This window comes from Naasia lichenicola, from assembly GCF_004801885.1.
Taxonomy (GTDB): Bacteria; Actinomycetota; Actinomycetes; order Actinomycetales; family Microbacteriaceae; genus Naasia; species Naasia lichenicola.
On record NZ_SSSM01000002.1, the window covers coordinates 159,850 to 176,755 of the forward strand.

At 70.7% G+C, this 16,906-nt stretch carries 17 protein-coding genes; 6 read left to right on the forward strand and 11 right to left on the reverse strand.

Annotated features, from left to right (window positions below; translation table 11 throughout):
• Window positions 1-33: 33 nt before the first annotated feature.
• The 3 genes from E6C64_RS04980 to E6C64_RS04990 form a co-directional block, all read right to left on the reverse strand.
• Window positions 34-570: a GDSL-type esterase/lipase family protein gene (locus E6C64_RS04980; protein ID WP_136426537.1), complete on the reverse strand. Its 537-nt coding sequence runs from the start codon at window positions 568-570 to the stop codon at window positions 34-36.
• A 116-nt stretch (window positions 571-686) separates the two neighbouring features.
• Window positions 687-1,541 (reverse strand): CAP domain-containing protein, encoded by an 855-nt coding sequence (locus E6C64_RS04985; protein ID WP_136426538.1) that lies wholly within the window; start codon window positions 1,539-1,541, stop codon window positions 687-689.
• 81 nt (window positions 1,542-1,622) lie between these two features.
• A complete protein-coding gene (locus tag E6C64_RS04990) occupies window positions 1,623-3,209 on the reverse strand; it encodes an SDR family oxidoreductase (RefSeq protein ID WP_136426539.1) in 1,587 nt (528 codons plus the stop codon).
• Between the two features lie 86 nt (window positions 3,210-3,295).
• On the opposite strand from E6C64_RS04990, the gene deoC reads away from it, so the two are divergent.
• From deoC to E6C64_RS05005, 3 genes are read left to right on the forward strand one after another with little or no spacing between them, the layout of a single operon-like run.
• Complete coding sequence (deoC, locus tag E6C64_RS04995) at window positions 3,296-4,024, forward strand: deoxyribose-phosphate aldolase (protein WP_136426540.1); 729 nt, start codon at window positions 3,296-3,298, stop codon at window positions 4,022-4,024.
• A gap of 56 nt (window positions 4,025-4,080) precedes the next feature.
• Window positions 4,081-4,998: an ROK family protein gene (locus tag E6C64_RS05000; RefSeq protein WP_136426541.1), complete on the forward strand. Its 918-nt coding sequence runs from the start codon at window positions 4,081-4,083 to the stop codon at window positions 4,996-4,998.
• 9 nt (window positions 4,999-5,007) lie between these two features.
• Window positions 5,008-5,787: a hypothetical protein gene (locus E6C64_RS05005; protein WP_136426542.1), complete on the forward strand. Its 780-nt coding sequence runs from the start codon at window positions 5,008-5,010 to the stop codon at window positions 5,785-5,787.
• A 35-nt stretch (window positions 5,788-5,822) separates the two neighbouring features.
• On the opposite strand, the gene E6C64_RS05010 is transcribed toward E6C64_RS05005, so the two are convergent.
• The 4 genes from E6C64_RS05010 to truB form a co-directional block, all read right to left on the reverse strand.
• Entirely contained in the window at window positions 5,823-6,767 is a 945-nt protein-coding gene (locus tag E6C64_RS05010) for a bifunctional riboflavin kinase/FAD synthetase (protein WP_136426543.1), read from the reverse strand.
• Window position 6,768: 1 nt separating this feature from the next.
• Entirely contained in the window at window positions 6,769-7,263 is a 495-nt protein-coding gene (locus tag E6C64_RS05015) for a hypothetical protein (protein ID WP_233255476.1), read from the reverse strand.
• Between the two features lie 82 nt (window positions 7,264-7,345).
• Window positions 7,346-7,714, reverse strand: coding sequence for a hypothetical protein (locus tag E6C64_RS05020; RefSeq protein ID WP_136426544.1), 369 nt, complete (start codon window positions 7,712-7,714; stop codon window positions 7,346-7,348).
• Window positions 7,711-8,679: a tRNA pseudouridine(55) synthase TruB gene (gene truB, locus E6C64_RS05025; RefSeq protein ID WP_136426545.1), complete on the reverse strand. Its 969-nt coding sequence runs from the start codon at window positions 8,677-8,679 to the stop codon at window positions 7,711-7,713. The genes E6C64_RS05020 and truB overlap by 4 nt, the downstream gene beginning before the upstream one ends.
• 80 nt (window positions 8,680-8,759) lie before the next feature.
• Here truB and E6C64_RS05030 point away from each other — a divergent pair, with 80 nt between their 5' ends.
• Window positions 8,760-9,743, forward strand: a complete 984-nt coding sequence (locus E6C64_RS05030) for a ketopantoate reductase family protein (protein ID WP_136426546.1) — start codon at window positions 8,760-8,762, stop codon at window positions 9,741-9,743.
• 197 nt (window positions 9,744-9,940) lie between these two features.
• Here E6C64_RS05030 and E6C64_RS05035 read toward each other — a convergent pair whose 3' ends face one another.
• Window positions 9,941-10,426, reverse strand: a complete 486-nt coding sequence (locus E6C64_RS05035; protein WP_136426547.1) for a nucleoside/nucleotide kinase family protein — start codon at window positions 10,424-10,426, stop codon at window positions 9,941-9,943.
• Window positions 10,427-10,589: 163 nt separating this feature from the next.
• Between E6C64_RS05035 and E6C64_RS05040 the strand changes: the two genes are divergently transcribed.
• Window positions 10,590-11,447: an iron-sulfur binding domain-containing protein gene (locus tag E6C64_RS05040; protein WP_136426597.1), complete on the forward strand. Its 858-nt coding sequence runs from the start codon at window positions 10,590-10,592 to the stop codon at window positions 11,445-11,447.
• 202 nt (window positions 11,448-11,649) lie between these two features.
• Here the strand turns inward: E6C64_RS05040 and rbfA are convergent, their stop codons facing one another.
• From rbfA to nusA, 3 genes are all read right to left on the reverse strand, one after another.
• Window positions 11,650-12,087, reverse strand: a complete 438-nt coding sequence (gene rbfA / locus E6C64_RS05045) for a 30S ribosome-binding factor RbfA (RefSeq protein ID WP_136426548.1) — start codon at window positions 12,085-12,087, stop codon at window positions 11,650-11,652.
• A gap of 109 nt (window positions 12,088-12,196) precedes the next feature.
• Entirely contained in the window at window positions 12,197-15,025 is a 2,829-nt protein-coding gene (infB, locus tag E6C64_RS05050) for a translation initiation factor IF-2 (protein WP_136426549.1), read from the reverse strand.
• Between the two features lie 362 nt (window positions 15,026-15,387).
• Window positions 15,388-16,389: a transcription termination factor NusA gene (nusA, locus tag E6C64_RS05055; RefSeq protein ID WP_136426550.1), complete on the reverse strand. Its 1,002-nt coding sequence runs from the start codon at window positions 16,387-16,389 to the stop codon at window positions 15,388-15,390.
• A gap of 155 nt (window positions 16,390-16,544) precedes the next feature.
• Between nusA and E6C64_RS05060 the strand changes: the two genes are divergently transcribed.
• Window positions 16,545-16,850, forward strand: coding sequence for a hypothetical protein (locus E6C64_RS05060; protein ID WP_136426551.1), 306 nt, complete (start codon window positions 16,545-16,547; stop codon window positions 16,848-16,850).
• Window positions 16,851-16,906: the final 56 nt, after the last annotated feature.

Below are 16,906 nucleotides of genomic sequence, written 5' to 3' on the forward strand. Positions count from 1 at the left end.
CGGGCCGCTGCAGGACAGTCGGACGTCGTCGCCTCAGGCGCTCTCGAGCACCGGGCGGAGCTGGGCCACCCAGGCGGAGTAGCCCGCGTCGTTGAGATGCAGGCGGTCGTCGCTGTACTCCGGCTTGATCTCGCCATCCTCCTCGGCGAGCTCCGGCCAGAGGTCGACCCACTCGGCCTTCACCGTCGGGGCGAACTGGCGGACGTGGATGTTGATCTCGCGCACGAGGTCCGCGAGCTCGCGGTCACGCGGCAGGACGGACTGCACGATCACGCGGGTCTCGGGCAGCTCGTGGTGGATCTTCCAGAGGATGGACTCGATGTTGCGAACGGTCTGCTCGACGGGGCGTCGCCAGGCGAGGTCATTGGTGCCGATCAGCAGCACGATCGTGCCGGGCGCCTGCTCGATGACCGACTCGAGCCGCTCGAGGACGAGCTCCGTGGTGTCGCCGCCCACCCCGAGGTTGACCGCCCCCGCATCGGGAAACCATTCAGCCCAGTTGCCGGCCTCGGTGAGGCTGTCGCCGAGGAAGATCGTCGTGCGCGCGGTCGTGCCTGTGGTGTCGTTCACCCTTCGAGGTTAGGGCGGCATGGTGTGTCGCGCCAATGGAAGAGCCCCTCGACGGGTGGTCCACGGTACCCGGACAGCTGATCAGGGTCGTCTTTCGGCAATCTGGCATTCGGACTTCAGATTCCCTCCTTCGCTTCCCTTCGACGACGGAGCAGCAGCGGGACGAAGGGAAGAGCGACGGCCGCGGCGAGACCCACCCCCACGAGGATCAGGATGGGGGCGGCGAGTCCCGAAGCGCCGTCCTCCGCTGTCAGAGCGACGGCCGGAGCCTGCCGCGCGACCGGTGGATCAGATGCACCGGCAGCCGCACCCGTCGGCTCCTCCGGACTCGTCGGGGCCGCTGACGGATCTGGAGTCGCCGCGGCGGACGGTACGGAGGCAGTGGGCGGTGCCTGGCCCTCGGCAGCTTGCGGGGTCGCCACTGGGGAAGGATCGACGGGCGCCGCGGAGGATGGCGTCGCCGACGGTGGAGTGACAACGGGAGGGGCCGCAGCAGGCGCCGCCGGGCCGACGCTGCCCGGGTACTTGCCGAACACCTCGACCGCCCAGGTCGTGCCGCCGCCCTCGATCAGTGCGATGCCGATGTCGGTGTAGTCGCCGAGGATGTTGGCGCGATGGCCGGGCGAATCCATCCAGCCCTGGTGGAGGGACGCGCCCGTCGCGTAGCCCTGGGCGACGTTCTCCGCGGCACCCTGCCAGCCCGCGGGGATCTGGGAGGAGTAGTCCGGGTTGTGCGACAGGGTGCCGTTCGCCGCGAGCTGCTGCGCCCAGGCGAGGGCGACCTGATCCATGGCGGCGTTGCGGTTGAGGCCGTTCTGCCCGTTGTCCCAGCGAGCCTGGTCGACGAGTCCGCCGATGGTGTCCTCGTCGTACGCCTGCGCCGGCAGTGCGCCACTGAGGGCGATGAGCACCGCGATGCCGACGCAGATCGCTGCCGTGAGGAGTGCGCGAAGGTGGACCAGCACCGGCATGGCCTTCCCCTCTCGCTCGGCGCTCAGCGCCTCATCGGACCCGACCCGGACCGCACCTGTCGCGAGCTCCGGTCGCGGATCTCACCGAGCCTGACTGCGCCTGACAGTGCCGGCCTCACGCGCCGGCTGCTTCTCGGCGGTGGCCGTGATCCGGTTGGCCATTCCGCTGAAGATGATGCCGTGGAAGGGCAGGATCGCGAACCAGTACAGCCTGCCGCTGAGCCCGCGGGGGAAGAAGACGGCTCGCTGGCGGTAGACCGATCCGCCGCCTTCGCCGTCCGTCGCCCACAGTTCGAGCCAGGCGCGCCCCGGCACCTTCATCTCGGCGCGGAGGCGCAGCACCTTGCCCCGCTCGATGTGCTCGACCCTCCACCAGTCGAGCGCGTCGCCGGTGTGCAGCCGCTGGGCGTCGCGGCGGCCGCGGCGCAGCCCCACCCCGCCGACCAGCCTGTCCATCCAGCCGCGCACCGCCCAGGCGAGCGGGAAGGAGTACCAGCCGTTCTGCCCGCCGATGCCCTCGATGACCTTCCACAGCTCCTCACGGGGCGCCGCGCTCTTCTGGGTCCGGTCGTCGGTGAAGACGGTGTGGCCGGCCCAGTTCGGATCGGTGGGCAGAGGATCGGACGGAGTGCCCGAGACGCTGGAGTTGCGCCAGCTGGTCTCGACCTGGCCGTCTCGCTCGCGCTGCAGCGCGTAGCGGACGGCGAGGCGGTAGCGCAGCAGCCCCTCGGCGGGCGGCGGGATGTAGGCGTCGATGTCGTGCTCCCGGACCACGCAGTCGTGCTGCAGCGACTGGACGAGCGGCACGGCGATCGCCCGCGGCACGGGGGTCACGAGGTTCACCCAGTGCGAGGCGAGTCCCGGCGTGAGCAGGGGCAGGCTGGCGATCGGCCGCTGATGCAGGCCCGCCTCGAGGGCGTAGCCGTTCATGGCCTGGCCGTAGCGCAGCACATCCGGGCCGCCGATGTCGAACGCGCGGTTGAGCCCGACGGGCAGATCGGCCGCCTCGACCAGATAGTGCAGCACGTCGCGGACGGCGATCGGCTGGATGAAGTTGCGCACCCACTTCGGCGCGGGCATGTACGGCAGCACATCGGTGAGGTGGCGGATCATCTCGAACGACGCGCTTCCGGACCCGATGACGATGCCCGCCTGCAGGATGACCGTCGGCACGCCCGACGCCATGAGCACCTCGCCGACCACTTTGCGGCTCTCGAGGTGCCGGCTCAGCTTCTCGCCGTCGGGGTGCAGGCCGCCGAGGTAGACGATCCGGGAGACGCCCGCCGCCTTCGCCGCCTTCGCGACGTTCTCGGCGTTGCCGCGCTCGACGTCCTCGAAGCGCTCGCCGTGACCCTTGGCCATCGAGTGCACGAGGTAGTAGACGGTCTCGACGTCGCGGAAGGCGGCCTCGAGGGTCGATGGGTCGGCGAGGTCGGCCGTCACTATCTCCACATCGGGCGCCCATGGCACGTCGGCCAGCTTCTGCGGATCGCGGACCAGTGCCCGCACGGCGAATCCCGCCTCCACCAGCCGCGGAGCGAGGCGGCCGCCGACGTAGCCGGTTGCACCAGTGACGAGCACGCGCCGGACGTCGCCGGCCGGTGTCGCCTCTCCCTGCTGGGTCGGCTTCGCTGCTGCCTGATCGGATCCGTCGGGGCTCGTGGTCATCGCGTCAGCGTACGCCGCGGGTCCGGCTGGGAGCTTGGGAGTCGCCCCGCCGCCTCCGGTCGCGCGGCGACTCGTAGGCTGGGCCCATGACCACGCAGACTCTCCCCTCGGTCGCCGAGATCGCCGGACTGATCGATCACGCGATCCTCAAGCCCGAGCTCACCCGCGCCGACGTCGACAGCCAGCTCGACACCGCGGCCCAGTACTCCATCTTCAGCGTCTGCGTGCGGCCGTCCGACATCGCGCACGCCGTCTCGAAGCTCGAGGGCAGCGGCGTGCTGGTGGGCACGGTGATCGGATTCCCGCACGGCACCACGTCATCCCAGGCCAAGGCCGCCGAGGCGCGCCAGGCCATCGCGGACGGCGCGGCCGAGCTCGACATGGTGCTGAACATCGGCCGGCTGCGCAGCGGTCTCATCACGGATGTCGAGGACGACATCCGTGCCGTCGTCGACGCGGCCGACGGCACGCTCGTCAAGGTCATCCTCGAGACCGCCTTCCTCTCGGATGAGGAGATCGTGGCCGGCTGCGAGGCGGCCGAGCGCGCGGGAGCCGACTTCGTCAAGACCTCCACCGGATTCGCCGGCGGCGGGGCGACCATCCCTCACCTCACCCTGATGCGCGCCAGCGTCTCGGCCGGCGTCGAGGTCAAGGCATCCGGCGGCGTCCGCGATCTCGACACCCTCCTCGAGATGCGTGAGCTGGGAGTGACCCGGTTCGGCACCAGCGCGACGGCGACCATCCTCGACGACCTCGCGCATCGACTCGAGCACGGCGAGGCCTCCGCCTCGACGACCGACTCCAGCTCCTACTGATCGCCCCGCACTCCCGAACACCTGACGACAGGCCAGGACAGGACAAGGACAGGACGATGCGCTTCGCACTGGCGGTCGACCTCGGCGGCACCAAGGTGGAGGCCGCGCTGGTGTCGGAGGATGCCGTCGTGCTCGCCCGATCGCGCCGACGTGCGCCGACGGGTCCGGACTCCACGCACGCCTCGCTGTCCGCCGCGCTGTCGACGGTCATCGGCGGGGCCCTCGGCGAGCTGCCGTCCGGATCCGGGCTGACGGGGATCGGCATCGGCAGCGCGGGGCCGCTCGACCTCGACGCCGGCACGGTCTCGCCGCTGAACCTGCCCGGCTGCGCCGATTTCCCGCTGCGCCGGACTGTCTCGGCCGCACGCCCCGAGCTTCCCGTCCACCTCGCGCTGGACGGACTGTGCATCACGCTCGCCGAGCACTGGGTCGGCGCGGCGGTCGGCCGACGGAGCGTGCTGGGCATGGTGGTCTCGACCGGAATCGGCGGAGGCATCGTCATGGACGGCCGCCCGCTGCTCGGCGGAACGGGCAATGCCGGACACATCGGGCAGGTGACGGTCCCGGGCTACCTTCCCGAGGGCGTCGGCGGACTGCCGGCGACCTCCGAGCGCCTGGCGAGCGGGCCGAACATCGTCGGCTGGGCCAGGGAGCTCGGCTGGCAGGGACGCACGGGCGAGGAGCTCGCCGCTGCCTACGCCGGCGCGGACCCGCTGGCCGTCGCCGCCGTCCGACGCAGCGCGAGCGCCGTCGGCGCGGTCATCGCCTCGGCGAGCGCCCTGCTCGACCTCGACGTCGTGGTGATCGGTGGGGGGTTCGTCGCGGTCTCGCCCGACTATCTCGCCCTGGTCCGGGAGGCCCGAGATCAGGCCGCCCCCTTTCCCTTCGTCGCCCGCGCGGAGATCGTGCCAAGCGGACTCGGCGGCGACGGCCCCCTGCTCGGTGCGGCCGCCCTCGTCCTGCGCTCTGCCTAGGCTGGCCGCGTGGCCGATTTCCGACGCTACCTCCCGCTCAGCAACCGCGAGCCGGTCGATGAGAGCGGCGTCACGGGCGATTGGCGGCCTCTGACGTCGCAGTCGCTCATGGCTCTGGCGGATCTGCTCGAGTCATTGCCCCCGGACGCCTGGAGCAGCGACAGCATGCGCCCGTCGCGTCGACCGTCGATTCTGGGGGGTCCGCTCCGAGACGATGCGCCGCACGAGTCCTCCGGTCTCATGACCGTGACTGCGGTGGCTGAGCGGCTCGCTCACCGGGTCGAGAGCACCACCTTCGAGCTGCTCTTCCCGACGCTCCTCGTGGGATCCGACCCTCGATCTCCCGACCAGCTGGTGGCCGCGCTGCGGGATGCGGCCGCCGCCCTCACGCGACGCGGAGTGCGCGACCTGACCGAGGTGATGCTCGCCGCCTGCGACATAGCCCACGCACTGGGCATCGAGCTGCCGCCCATCGACTCGTCCGCAGGAGTTGCGGGTACACGACCGGTGGTCACCGAAGCGGCGGCGGCGAACGACTCGGTGACCTCCGTCCGGGCCGACTCAGCGTCCGCACCGCCATTCCGGCGCTTCGACACGAAGGCATTCGGCGCAGCGGTGCTCGCACGGGCCGCGACGTCATCGCCCGCGATCCGCAGCATCGTCCAGCAGCGCACCCTGGCGCCCACGGACTCCTCCTGGCGGATCGGATCGGGGCCCGACATCCGTGCCACCTCGGCGGTGCTGCTGCTCTGGGTCGCCGGCCGGGACGTCCGCCCCGTCTTCGCCTGAGCCGCGGTGGTCCGGGTCGGACCGACGAGCAGTCCCTAGCCGCCGGCCAGGAGCTCCCGAGCGTCCTGGACGTCGCGACCCATCTGAGCGATCAGCGGACCCACGCCGTCGTAGGCGACCATGCCGCGGATGCGCGCCGCGAAGGTCACGTCCACCTCGTGGCCGTAGAGATCGAGCGTGCGATCCAGGACATGCGCCTCGATCGTCTTGCGCGAGACGTCGTCGAAGGTCGGATTGGTGCCCACGGAGATGGCGGCCGGGTATCGCGGGGTGCCCGGTACCGAGTGGTCGGTGAACCAGCCCGCGTACACGCCGTCGCCGGGCGCGAAGCCGACCGCCTCCGCGGCGAGGTTGGCGGTCGGGAAGCCGAGCTCTCGACCCCGCTTCAGACCGTGCACCACGATCCCGTGGACGAGGGGCTCTCGGCCGAGCAGCTGCGCGGCGCGGGCGACATCGCCCTCGTCGAGGAGGCGTCGGATCCGGCTCGAGGAGACGGCGTCGCCGTCGGACTCGCGGATCGGAGCGACGACGGCCTCGAAGCCGCGCTCGGCGCCCAGCTCCTGGAGCATCGCCCCGTCCCCCGCACCTCGGGCGCCGAAGCGGAAGTTGGGGCCGACCATGACGACCTGGGCAGCGAGGCCGCGCACGAGCACCTCGTCGACGAACTCGACGGGCGACTTCGCGGCCATGGCGGCATCGAAGGTCAGCACGAGGGTGGCGTCGATCCCGGTCTCCGCCAGCAGCTGGAGCTTCTGGTCGAGGCTGACCAGGCTCTCCGGGCACCGCTCGGGTGCCAGCAGGGCGAGCGGGTTGCGGTCGAAGGTGACCACGACCGAGGCGATCCCGCGCCGATGCGCCTGCGCCAGCATCTCGTCGAGGATCATCCGATGCCCGGTGTGGACGCCATCGAACTTGCCGATGGTGACCGCACTCGGGCCGTAGCCGGAGGGCAGCCCGGCGAGGTCGCGGAAGACCTCCACGTCAGACTCCGGTCGGCGGGACGGGGCTGGAGACCGTGTCGGCTGCGATCGTATGGCCCTGGATGTGCGCGGCGGCGACCCGGCGCTGACGACGCAGCCAGAGCAGGCCGAAGATCGGCAGCACGAGGGGAACGAACAGATAGCCGATGCCGTAGTACGACCAGACGGTGTTGCGCGGGAAGAGCTCGGCATCCACCACGGACAGTGTGCCGACGACCAGGACGAAGAGCAGCTCGAAGCTGATCGTGACCAGCGCGATCCGGTACCAGACTGCGCCCGGCGCGATGAGGGCGATCGTCGCGAGGATGTACACCACGGCCGCCAGTGCGGACAGCGAATAGGCGATCGGCGCCTGATCGAAGCCGGTGATGATCTGGACGGTCGAGCGGCCCGTGGCCGCGAGCGCGAGCACACCGTAGACGGCGATGAGCACGACGCCGACCCCGCGAACGCGTCGGGAGCTGCGGGGCTGCGGATCCTGCTCGGTGCTGGTCATGACGCTCTCGATTATCCCAGGGCGCGGGCGGGACGATGCGCCTTGAGGCGCAGGATGGGTCGGCGAGGCGCGGGGCGCGGGCTCAGGCCTGCTGGACGGTCCAGATCACCAGCATCCGGTAGAGCATGATCGCGACGGCGAGGCAGGCGATGCCGACGATGACGGTGCTCCAGCGCCCCCGGTCGACGAGCGCCCAGGCGATGCCGGCGGCCGGCAGCAGGGCGGCGCTGACCAGGTAGACCCAGAACTCGAGCGGATTGCCGGTGGGGCTGTTGCCGGTGAAGGGCGCCACGATCGCCACGACAATCTGCGCGATGAGCAGCACCTCGACCAGTGCGGCTCCGCCCAGGGTGAGGTCCGACGGCCGACGGCCGAGCAGTCCGGACACCGCCGCGAGCAGGCCCGCCGCTGCGGCGACCGCGATCTCGACATAGGCGAGCCAGGGGATCATGCCGGTCCCACGGACGGGAAGCCGGTCAGGACCTGGCCCACGTGGTCGTCCCCCACCGTGATCAGGGCCACCAGAGCGCCGTCCGGACCGATGGCCGCGATGGGGCCTCCGGGCGCTGAGGCGGGCAGCGCGATCCGCTTGCCGTGCCCGAGGGCGATCGCGTCGGTGGCATCGAGCTCGATCGCCGGGAACAGGCGTCGTGCGACGGCTGCCGGTGCCAGGGCGTCGTCCGCGGAGGTGACGTCCTGCAGCCGGGTGGATTCCTCGATGTCGAACGGCCCAACACGGGTCCTGCGCAGCGCGGTGAGGTGCCCGCCGACGCCGAGCGCGGCGCCGAGGTCGCGGGCGAGCGCCCGGACGTAGGTGCCGGACGAGCAGGCGACGACGACATCGAGGTCGACGGCGCCCGGCCGGTCCGTCGCATCCCGTCGGTCCAGCACGCGGAATTCGCTGACGATGACGGGCCGGGCGGGCAGGTCGACCTCCTCACCGGCACGCACGCGGGCGTAGCTGCGCTGGCCGTCGACCTTGATGGCGCTGACGGAGCTCGGCACCTGCTGGATCGCTCCGCTGAGCCGGGCGATCGAGTCGAGCACGGCGTCCTGTCGGACCGCCGTCGCGTCGATGAACGGACCGACCGGGTCGCCTTCCGCGTCGTCGGTGGTCGTGGCCTGGCCGAGTCGGATGGTGGCCAGGTAGACCTTGTCGATCCCCACCAGGTGGGTGAGCAGCCGCGTCGCGGGGCCGAGGCCGAGCACGAGCAGTCCGGTCGCCATCGGGTCGAGGGTTCCGGCGTGGCCGACCTTGCGGGTGCCCGCCGCTCGGCGCACCCGCGATACGACGTCGTGGCTGGTCGGGCCGCTCGGCTTGTCGACGAGGAGGATTCCGTTCGGGACGCCGGTGCTGTTGCTGGTGCTGATCTGCGCTGCGGCGGCGATGCCCGCGGATTCGGATGGTGCGGGCATGCCCGAATTCTCGCACGCATCGGCAGGGCGCTCCCCCGCAGGACGGCAGCGACCGCCGCGACGGCTCCTAGGATCGGGACATGCGGGTGGGAGTGGTCGGGGTGGGCGCCATCGGCGGAACCCTTGCGGCTCTGCTCGATCGCTCGGGGCACGAGATAGCGGTCGCTGCGCGTGGTGCGACGCTCGAGGCGATCAGCTCGGCGGGGCTGCAGCTGACGGGCGCCTTCGGGGAGTACACCGCGCACCCCTCGGCGGCGGAGACCCTGCCGAGCGGCGTGGCGTACGACCTCGTCGTCTTCGCCACGAAGGCCATGGACGCCTCGACAGCCCTCGCCGCGAACGCCGGCGCCTGCGTGGGCACCCCGGTGCTGATCGTGCAGAACGGGCTCGACGCGATCACCGGAGCCGGCGAGCTCCTCCCGAATTCTCGGCTCCTCGGCGGGCTGTCGGTGTGGGCGGCGACCCAGACCCGGCCGGGCGGCATCCTGGTCACCGCACCCGGGTCGCTGGTGATCGGGCCGACGGACGACGCCGATCCGATCGTGCAGCTGCTCGGCGAGGCGGTGCCGACAAGCGCGACCCGCGACCTCGTCGCGTCGCAGTGGTCGAAGCTGGTCGTCAACCAGGTCAATGCGCTCCCCGCGATCACGGGGCTCAGCGTGCAGGAGACGGTGGCCGACCCGGACCTTCGGCGGGTGCTCACGGCGAGCATCCGCGAGACGGTGGGCGTCGCCCGCGCGGCCGGAGTGCGCTTCGCGCGCTTCCAGGGGCTGTCGGATCCGCTGCTCTCCGTCATCCGCGGGGTGCCCGCTCGGCTCGCCGAGCAGCTGCCCCGGCTGATGGCGCGGCGGATGGGCCAGGTGCCGAACTACGGATCGACCCTGCAGAGCATCCGGCGCGGCCTGCCGACGGAGATCGACTACCTGAACGGTGCGGTGGTCGCGGCGGCCGCGCGCGCCGGTGTCGCCGCCCCGATCAACGAGCGACTGACCCGGCTGGTGCATGAGGTGGAGCGGACGGGCGTCTTCCTCACGCCCGCCGAGGTCGCCGAACAGGTGCGCTGAGCCGTCTGGCCGCGGGGGGCCTCGGTACGGCGCTGGCGCGCCTACTCGACCACCGAGCGCGGGGCTGCGCGTCGACCCCGCCGCTCGAGGAGACCTGCCCCGGTGGTCGAGTAGGCCGTTCACGGCCCTATCGAGGCCCTTGCCCACCCACCCGGTGGTCGAGTAGGCCGTTCACGGCCGTATCGAGGCCCTCCGCGTCAGCAGCTGTCGGAGAAGGTGCGCCGCGGATGCTCCGGGTCGCCGTTGTCGAGGTTGGCGGTCGCGGCGACGCGCGGGCGGAAGCTGCGCTCGTAGTCGAGCTGCCCCGTGCTCCGATCCTCGGCACCTTCGGGCGCGACGCCGATCCAGATCGAGTAGATGAAGACGCTCGACAGCGGCGGCTGCAGGAGGCCGCTTCCATCGACGACGAGGATGGCGTCGCCCTCGCCTGCGCGGAACGGGAGCACGACGTCCGCGCGGAAGGCGTCGGCCGATGCCCCGGGGCTGAACGAGTCGAAGCTCGCCCGCTCTGCTCCACCCCCGGAACGGCGGATGGCTTCGGCGATGCCGTCGGCGATCTCGCCCTGACCGGCGCCCGCACGACCGTCGACCGCGACCAGCCAGCGTCCGGTGCCGTAGTTGTGCAGGATCTCAGTGGCGAAGTCGTCGAAGACGTCCTGTTTCGCCGGCGCCCATCTGGCCATGCGTCGAGCCTACGCTCCGGCGGGCTCCCGTCCTCCGCGCGCACCTAGGATCGAGCCGGTGAACGGGTCGGGGCGGGAAGCAGGGCAGGCGGCGGGGCAGGAATCAAGCGACGAGTCGAGCATCACGGACCTGCAGTCCGCCTCCGACTCCCGCCCGTCCGAAATGGCCGAGCCGATCATCGACTGGTTCGCCGAGAACGGACGGGACCTGCCTTGGCGTCGTCCCGGGTTCAGCGCCTGGGGAACCCTGGTCAGCGAGTTCATGCTTCAGCAGACGCCCGTCGTCCGTGTGATCCCGCGACTGCTGGAATGGCTCGAGCGCTGGCCGACCCCTGCCGATCTCGCTGCGGTCCCTCCGGGCGAGGCCGTTCGGGCCTGGGGGCGCCTCGGGTATCCGCGACGGGCGCTCGCGCTGCACGCGTGCGCCACCGCGATCGCCGCGGAGCACGGCAACGAGGTGCCGGAGGACGTCGAGGTTCTGCTGGGCCTGCCCGGCATCGGCCCGTACACGGCGCGGGCCGTCGCCGCATTCGCGTACGGTCATCGGCACCCGGTCGTCGACGTCAATGTGCGGCGCGTGCTGGCGCGTGCAGTGGACGGCCTGGGACAGCCCGGCCCCGCGCGGACGACTCAGGATCTCGCCTCGATGGACGCCCATCTGCCCGGTGGAATCCGCGAGGCCCGTGCCTTCAACGCCGGGACCATGGAGCTGGGCGCGATCGTCTGCACCGCGCGAGCCCCTCGGTGCGACGAATGCCCGATCTCCGCGCTGTGCGCCTGGCGCGCCGCCGGCTATCCGGAGTTCACCGGGCCTCGGACGCCGGTGCAGAAGCGCTACGAGGGATCCGATCGGCAGGCCCGTGGACGAATCCTCGGTGAGCTCCGTTCGACGAACATCCCCATCGGCGGAGCGGCTCTGACCAAGCTGATCCCCGATCCCGACCAGCGAGATCGCTCCGTCGCGGGGCTGCTCGCCGACGGGCTGATCGTGGACACGACCGACGGATACGCCCTGCCCTGAGCGTCGTCCGGTAGGACGTCATCCTGTCGAGGGACCACCCATGAGCACGTTCGCTGAACAACAGATTGGGCGAAACGCCTGCACAGAGGGCAGAATCGTCGATGAGTCGCCGGCGGCGCGCCACCCGAGCCTCCGGCGGCTCGTCTCTTCTCCGGTTCAGCCGGAGAGTCGACGGGCCAGCTGAAGCGTCGGTCGAGCCGTCCTACTCCTCGTCGTCGAGCTCGCGCGGCTTCACGTACGGGTCGGCGTCGCCGGCGTACGCGGCCGAGCTCGCGAGCTCTTGAGCCGCCTTGTCACGCTGCTGCGCCTCGGCGAGCAGCGACTCGATGGCGGCCGCGTTCTCGGGGACCGCGTCGGCGATGAACTCGAGGCTGGGCGTGAGTCGCGTGGTGATGTTGCGGCCGACCTCGGTGCGCAGCATGCCGGTCGCCGCCTTGAGCGCAGCGGCGCTGTCGGCGCGCTCCTCATCCGATCCGTAGACCGTGTAGAAGATCGAGGCGTGCTGGAGGTCACCGGTCACCCGGACGTCCGTGATGGTGACGAAGCCGAGTCGGGGGTCGCGGATGCCCTTGTCGAGGCGCTTGGCCACGACCTCCTTGATGCGATCCGCGAGCTTGAGCGCGCGTCCGTGGTCGACCATGGGTGTGGTCCTTTCTGGAACCAGGTCCTGCAGAAATACCTACGTTCCGGCCGAATGCCTACGAAATAGCGTAGGTATCCGACCGGAACGTAGGTAGGGATGGGGTCCGCTAGGCGCGCACCTTCTCCTTCATCTCGATGGTCTCGATCTCATCGCCGATCTGGATGTCGTTGAACTTGCCCAGACCGATACCGGCCTCGTAGCCGTCGCGCACCTCGGTGACGTCGTCCTTGAAGCGGCGCAGCGAGTCGATCGCCAGGTTGTCGCCCACCACGACGCCGTTGCGGATGACCCGCGCCTTGGCGTTCCTGGTGATGATTCCCGAGCGGACCAGCACACCGGCGATGTTGCCGACCTTGGAGGAGCGGAAGATCTCGCGGATCTCCGCGAGGCCCGACTGGTGCTCCTCGAACTCCGGCTTGAGCATGCCCTTGAGCGAGCTCTCGATGTCCTCGAGAGCGGCGTAGATGACCGAGTAGAAGCGGATGTCCACTCCCTCACGGGCTGCACGCTCGCGTGCCTTGCTGTCGGGGCGCACGTTGAATCCGACGATGATCGCGTTGTCGACGGTCGCGAGGTTGACGTCGCTCTCGGTGACGGCGCCGACGCCGCGGTGGATGATCCGCAGCTGCACGCTGTCGTCGACCTCGATCTTGAGCAGCGCCTCTTCGAGTGCTTCGACAGCACCCGAGACGTCGCCCTTGATGATGAGGTTGAGCGCGTCGACCTTGCCCTCTTCGAGTGCACGGGTGAAGTCCTCGAGCGAGATGCGCTTGCGGGCCTTGGCCAGCTGGGCGTTGCGCTCGACGGCTTCGCGCTTCTCCGCGATCTGACGCGCGGTGCGGTCCTCCTCGGTGACGAGGAAGGTGTCGCCGGCGCGCGGGACCGACGAGAGGCCCTGCACCTGGACGGCCCGTGCGGGGTACGCCTCGGAGATCGCGACGCCGTTCTCGTCGCTCATCGCACGAACACGGCCGTAGGCCGTGCCCGCCACGATGGAGTCGCCGACGCGCAGCGTCCCGGACTGGATGAGCACGGTCGCGACTGCGCCGCGGCCCTTGTCGAGGCGCGCTTCGATCGCGACGCCGCGTGCGTCCTTGTTGGGGTTCGCACGCAGGTCGAGGCCGGCGTCGGCGGTGAGCAGGATCGCGTCGAGCAGGTTCTCGATGCCGGTTCCGTTGCGGGCCGACACGTCGACGAACATGACGTCTCCGCCGTACTCCTCGGCGACCAGACCGAACTCGGTCAGCTGCTGACGGATCTTGGCCGGGTTGGCGTCTTCCTTGTCGACCTTGTTGACGGCGACGACGATCGGCACGCCGGCGGCCTGGGCGTGGTTGAGCGCCTCGACCGTCTGCGGCATGACGCCGTCATCCGCGGCGACCACGAGGACCGCCATGTCCGTCACCTGGGCGCCGCGGGCACGCATGGCGGTGAACGCCTCGTGACCGGGGGTGTCGATGAAGGTGATGGCGCGCTCGTAGCCCTCGTGCTCCGTCCACACCTGGTACGCACCGATGTGCTGGGTGATGCCACCCGCCTCACCGGCCACGACGTTGGTCTGGCGGATCGCGTCGAGCAGGCGCGTCTTTCCATGGTCGACGTGACCCATGACGGTGACGACGGGCGGACGGATCTCGAGGTCCTCGTCGCTCTCGTCCTCGAGCTCCTGGTCGAGGTCGAGGTCGAAGCCGGCGAGCAGCTCGCGGTCCTCGTCCTCGGGAGAGACCATCTGGATCTTGTAGCCGAGCTCGGTGCCGAGCACGTCGAAGGTCGCCTCGTCGAGGGACTCCGTGGCGGTCGCCATCTCACCGAGGTGGAACAGCACGGTCACGATGTTTCCGGGGCTGGCGTCGATCTTGTCCGCGAAGTCGGTGATCGAGGCGCCGCGGCGCAGACGCACCACGGTGGTGCCGTCGCCACGGGGAACGCTGACGCCGCCGAGCGACGGAGCCTCGCGCATCTCGAACTCTGCGCGCTTCGTGCGCTTCGACTTGCGGGCCTTGCTCTTGCCGCCACCGCGACCGAAGGCACCAGCGGTGCCGCCGCCGGGTCCACGGCCACGGCCGCCTGCGCCGCCACCTGCGGGGCGCGGGGCGCCGAACCCGGTGCCGGGCGCGCCGCCGGGACGCTGGAAGCCGCCGCCGGCGCCGCCGGGACGTGCTCCCGGGCTGCCGGGACGCTGCTGGAATCCGGGACGCGAGCCGGGTGCGCCGGGACGTGCGCCGGGAGCACCCGGTCCACCCGGGCGCGGGGCGCCGGGGCGGGGTGCTGCGGGACGCGGGATGCCGCCGGGGCCGGTCGCGCCGGGTGCTCCGCCCGGACGCATGCCCTGATTGGCCGCGAAGGGGTTGTTGCCGGGGCGCGGTGCGCCGGGGCGCTGCATGCCCTGGCTGCTGGCGTAGGGGTTGTTGCCCGGACGCGGCTGGCCGGGGCGCGGGATGCCCGGACGCGGGATCCCGGAGGATCCGTCGGTCGGCGCAGGAGCCGGGGCGGATGCCGCGGCGGCCGGACGCTCGGGAGCGGACGGGCTCTGCGGAGAGCGCGGGGCGCTGGCGGGCGCGGGCGCGCTGGCGGCGGGACGCTGAGCCTCGGGGGCACGGGTCGGCGCAGGGGCTGCGGCCGGAGCGGGCGCGATGGAGGACGGGGTCGCGGCGCGCGCCGGGGCGGGCGCTGCAGATGCCGGGCTGGCCGACGTGGGTCGGGCGGCCGGGGTACCGGCGGGGGTGCTCGGAGCCGTTGCGACGGCTGCCGCGGGCTTGCTGCCCGTGATGCCGTCGGCCTCGAGTCGGGCCTTCAGCTTGCGGACGACCGGGGGCTCGATGCTCGAGGACGGTCCCTTGACGAACTCGCCCATCTCCTTGAGCTTCGCCAGGGCGACCTTTGTATCAATGCCGAGATCGTTTGCGACCTCGTGCACGCGTGGTTTCGCTGCCACTTTTCTCCTGTCTGGGGTCTACCCAGGCAGGGCAGACCGTTAGAGGGGTGAGGAACTCATTTGGAGCTGCTCATTTGGTGTCCATAAGCCTTTTCAGCCTTGTCTCTACGGTTGACCTCGTCGGGCATGCGGAATCGCGTGCAATCGAGAGGGGGACTCGATCAGTGTAACGCCCCGGGCCCAACGCATGTTCCCTCGACCTCTGAACAACCCGTGAACCCATCCGCGCTGGCTTTCACGGATCCGGAGAAGTTGCGCGGATCCGGAGAGCGCCACGTAGATCCGACCGATCGGCGCGAAATCGCCGCCGATCACCAGCGGTACCTCCGCCGTCTCCGGATCCGTGCGAGAAGCGGCGTGGTCTAGTCGTCGAGGATGCTGTCCGGCTGGATGTCGATCTTGGCGCCCGTCAGCTTGGCGGCGAGGCGGGCGTTCTGGCCCTCCTTGCCGATCGCCAGCGAGAGCTGGTAGTCGGGCACCAGCGCGCGGACGGCCTTGAGGTTCGCGTCGATGATGAAGGCGCTGGACACCTTGGCGGGAGACAGCGCGCTCGCCACGAAGGTCGGCAGGTCGTCCGAGTAGTCGACGATGTCGATCTTCTCGCCGCCCAGCTCGGTCTGCACCGCCCGGACCCGCTGTCCGAGCTCGCCGATGCATGCACCCTTGGCGTTGATGCCGGGCTGCGTGGCGCGGACCGCGATCTTGCTGCGGTGGCCGGCCTCGCGGGCGAGCGAGACGATCTCGACCAGACCGCTGGCGATCTCGGGCACCTCGAGCGCGAAGAGCTTGCGGACCAGCGACGGATGGGTCCGGGACACGGTGATCTGCGGGCCCTTGGCGCCCTTGGTCACGCTGGTCACGAAGACGCGGATGCGCTCTCCGTGGGGGTAGGACTCCCCCGCGACCTGCTCCTCGGGAGGCAGGATGGCCTCGATCGTGCCGAGATCGACGTGGATCATCCGCGGGTTCGGACCCTGCTGGATGACGCCGGCGATGATGTCGCCCTCGCGTCCGCGGAACTCGCCGAGGACCTTGTCGTCGCCGATGTCCCGCAGGCGCTGGTTGATGACCTGCTTGGCGGCGAAGGCCGCGATCCGGCCGAAGTCGCTGGGGCTCTCCTCCGATTCGCCGACGACAGCGCCCTCATCGTCGAACTCGGTCGCGAACACCGCGACGTGGCCCGACTTGCGGTCGATGTGCACGCGCGCGGCGGCGGGGGCATCGGATCCGTGCTTCACCTCTGGCGCACCCGTGTGCTTGAGGTAGGCGGTCAGGATCGCCTGTTCGATGATTCCGACGAGCTCCTCGAAGGGGATCTCGCGTTCGCGCTCCATCAGGCGCAGGACGGTCAGATCGATGTCCACGGCGGTACCCACTATTCGCTTGTCGCCCGCTCCCGTTGGGATGCTGGGCGGTACTCATCGCCCTCAGAGTGCCGAGGGCTGCCCGGCTGCGCTATCCAGTCGTCGGGCGTCGTCCAGGCTACCCGATCGGCGGTGATCACCGTCATGATCGGAGGATGGCTCAGCGCACCGTTCAACTCCGTCAGTACGACATCATCCCCGGCACCCTCGACGACTTCGTCGCCTGGTTCACGGCCGACGTGATCCCGATGCGGATCGACTACGGCTACCGGGTGGAGTTCGCCTACATCGATCGCGACGCGAACGCGGTGACCTGGGCGGTCAGCCTGCCCGGCGACGAAGCGGAGTTCACTCGGATCGACGAGGAGTACAAGGTCTCCCCCGAGCGCGCCGCGGTGTTCGCGGGCGTGCCGAACCGGATCGCCGGCTCGAAGCTCAGCTTCGTCGAGGCCGTCGCGTAGCTCACGGGCGTCCTGAACGCCGAGTTGCCCAGTTCTGCCGCCTCAAATGCGTCGCA

Bases quoted from the DNA above. Each gene is read 5' to 3' on its own strand.
- E6C64_RS04985 (WP_136426538.1), bottom strand. From the start codon at position 1,541: ATGCCGGTGCTGGTCCACCTTCGCGCACTCCTCACGGCAGCGATCTGC.
- E6C64_RS05035 (WP_136426547.1), bottom strand. From the start codon at position 10,426: ATGGCCAGATGGGCGCCGGCGAAACAGGACGTCTTCGACGACTTCGCC.
- E6C64_RS05040 (WP_136426597.1), top strand. From the start codon at position 10,590: ATGGCCGAGCCGATCATCGACTGGTTCGCCGAGAACGGACGGGACCTG.
- E6C64_RS05020 (WP_136426544.1), bottom strand. From the start codon at position 7,714: ATGATCCCCTGGCTCGCCTATGTCGAGATCGCGGTCGCCGCAGCGGCG.
- deoC (WP_136426540.1), top strand. From the start codon at position 3,296: ATGACCACGCAGACTCTCCCCTCGGTCGCCGAGATCGCCGGACTGATC.
- E6C64_RS05000 (WP_136426541.1), top strand. From the start codon at position 4,081: ATGCGCTTCGCACTGGCGGTCGACCTCGGCGGCACCAAGGTGGAGGCC.
- E6C64_RS05060 (WP_136426551.1), top strand. From the start codon at position 16,545: ATGGCTCAGCGCACCGTTCAACTCCGTCAGTACGACATCATCCCCGGC.
- rbfA (WP_136426548.1), bottom strand. From the start codon at position 12,087: ATGGTCGACCACGGACGCGCGCTCAAGCTCGCGGATCGCATCAAGGAG.
- E6C64_RS05015 (WP_233255476.1), bottom strand. From the start codon at position 7,263: ATGACCAGCACCGAGCAGGATCCGCAGCCCCGCAGCTCCCGACGCGTT.
- E6C64_RS05030 (WP_136426546.1), top strand. From the start codon at position 8,760: ATGCGGGTGGGAGTGGTCGGGGTGGGCGCCATCGGCGGAACCCTTGCG.
- E6C64_RS04990 (WP_136426539.1), bottom strand. From the start codon at position 3,209: ATGACCACGAGCCCCGACGGATCCGATCAGGCAGCAGCGAAGCCGACC.
- truB (WP_136426545.1), bottom strand. From the start codon at position 8,679: ATGCCCGCACCATCCGAATCCGCGGGCATCGCCGCCGCAGCGCAGATC.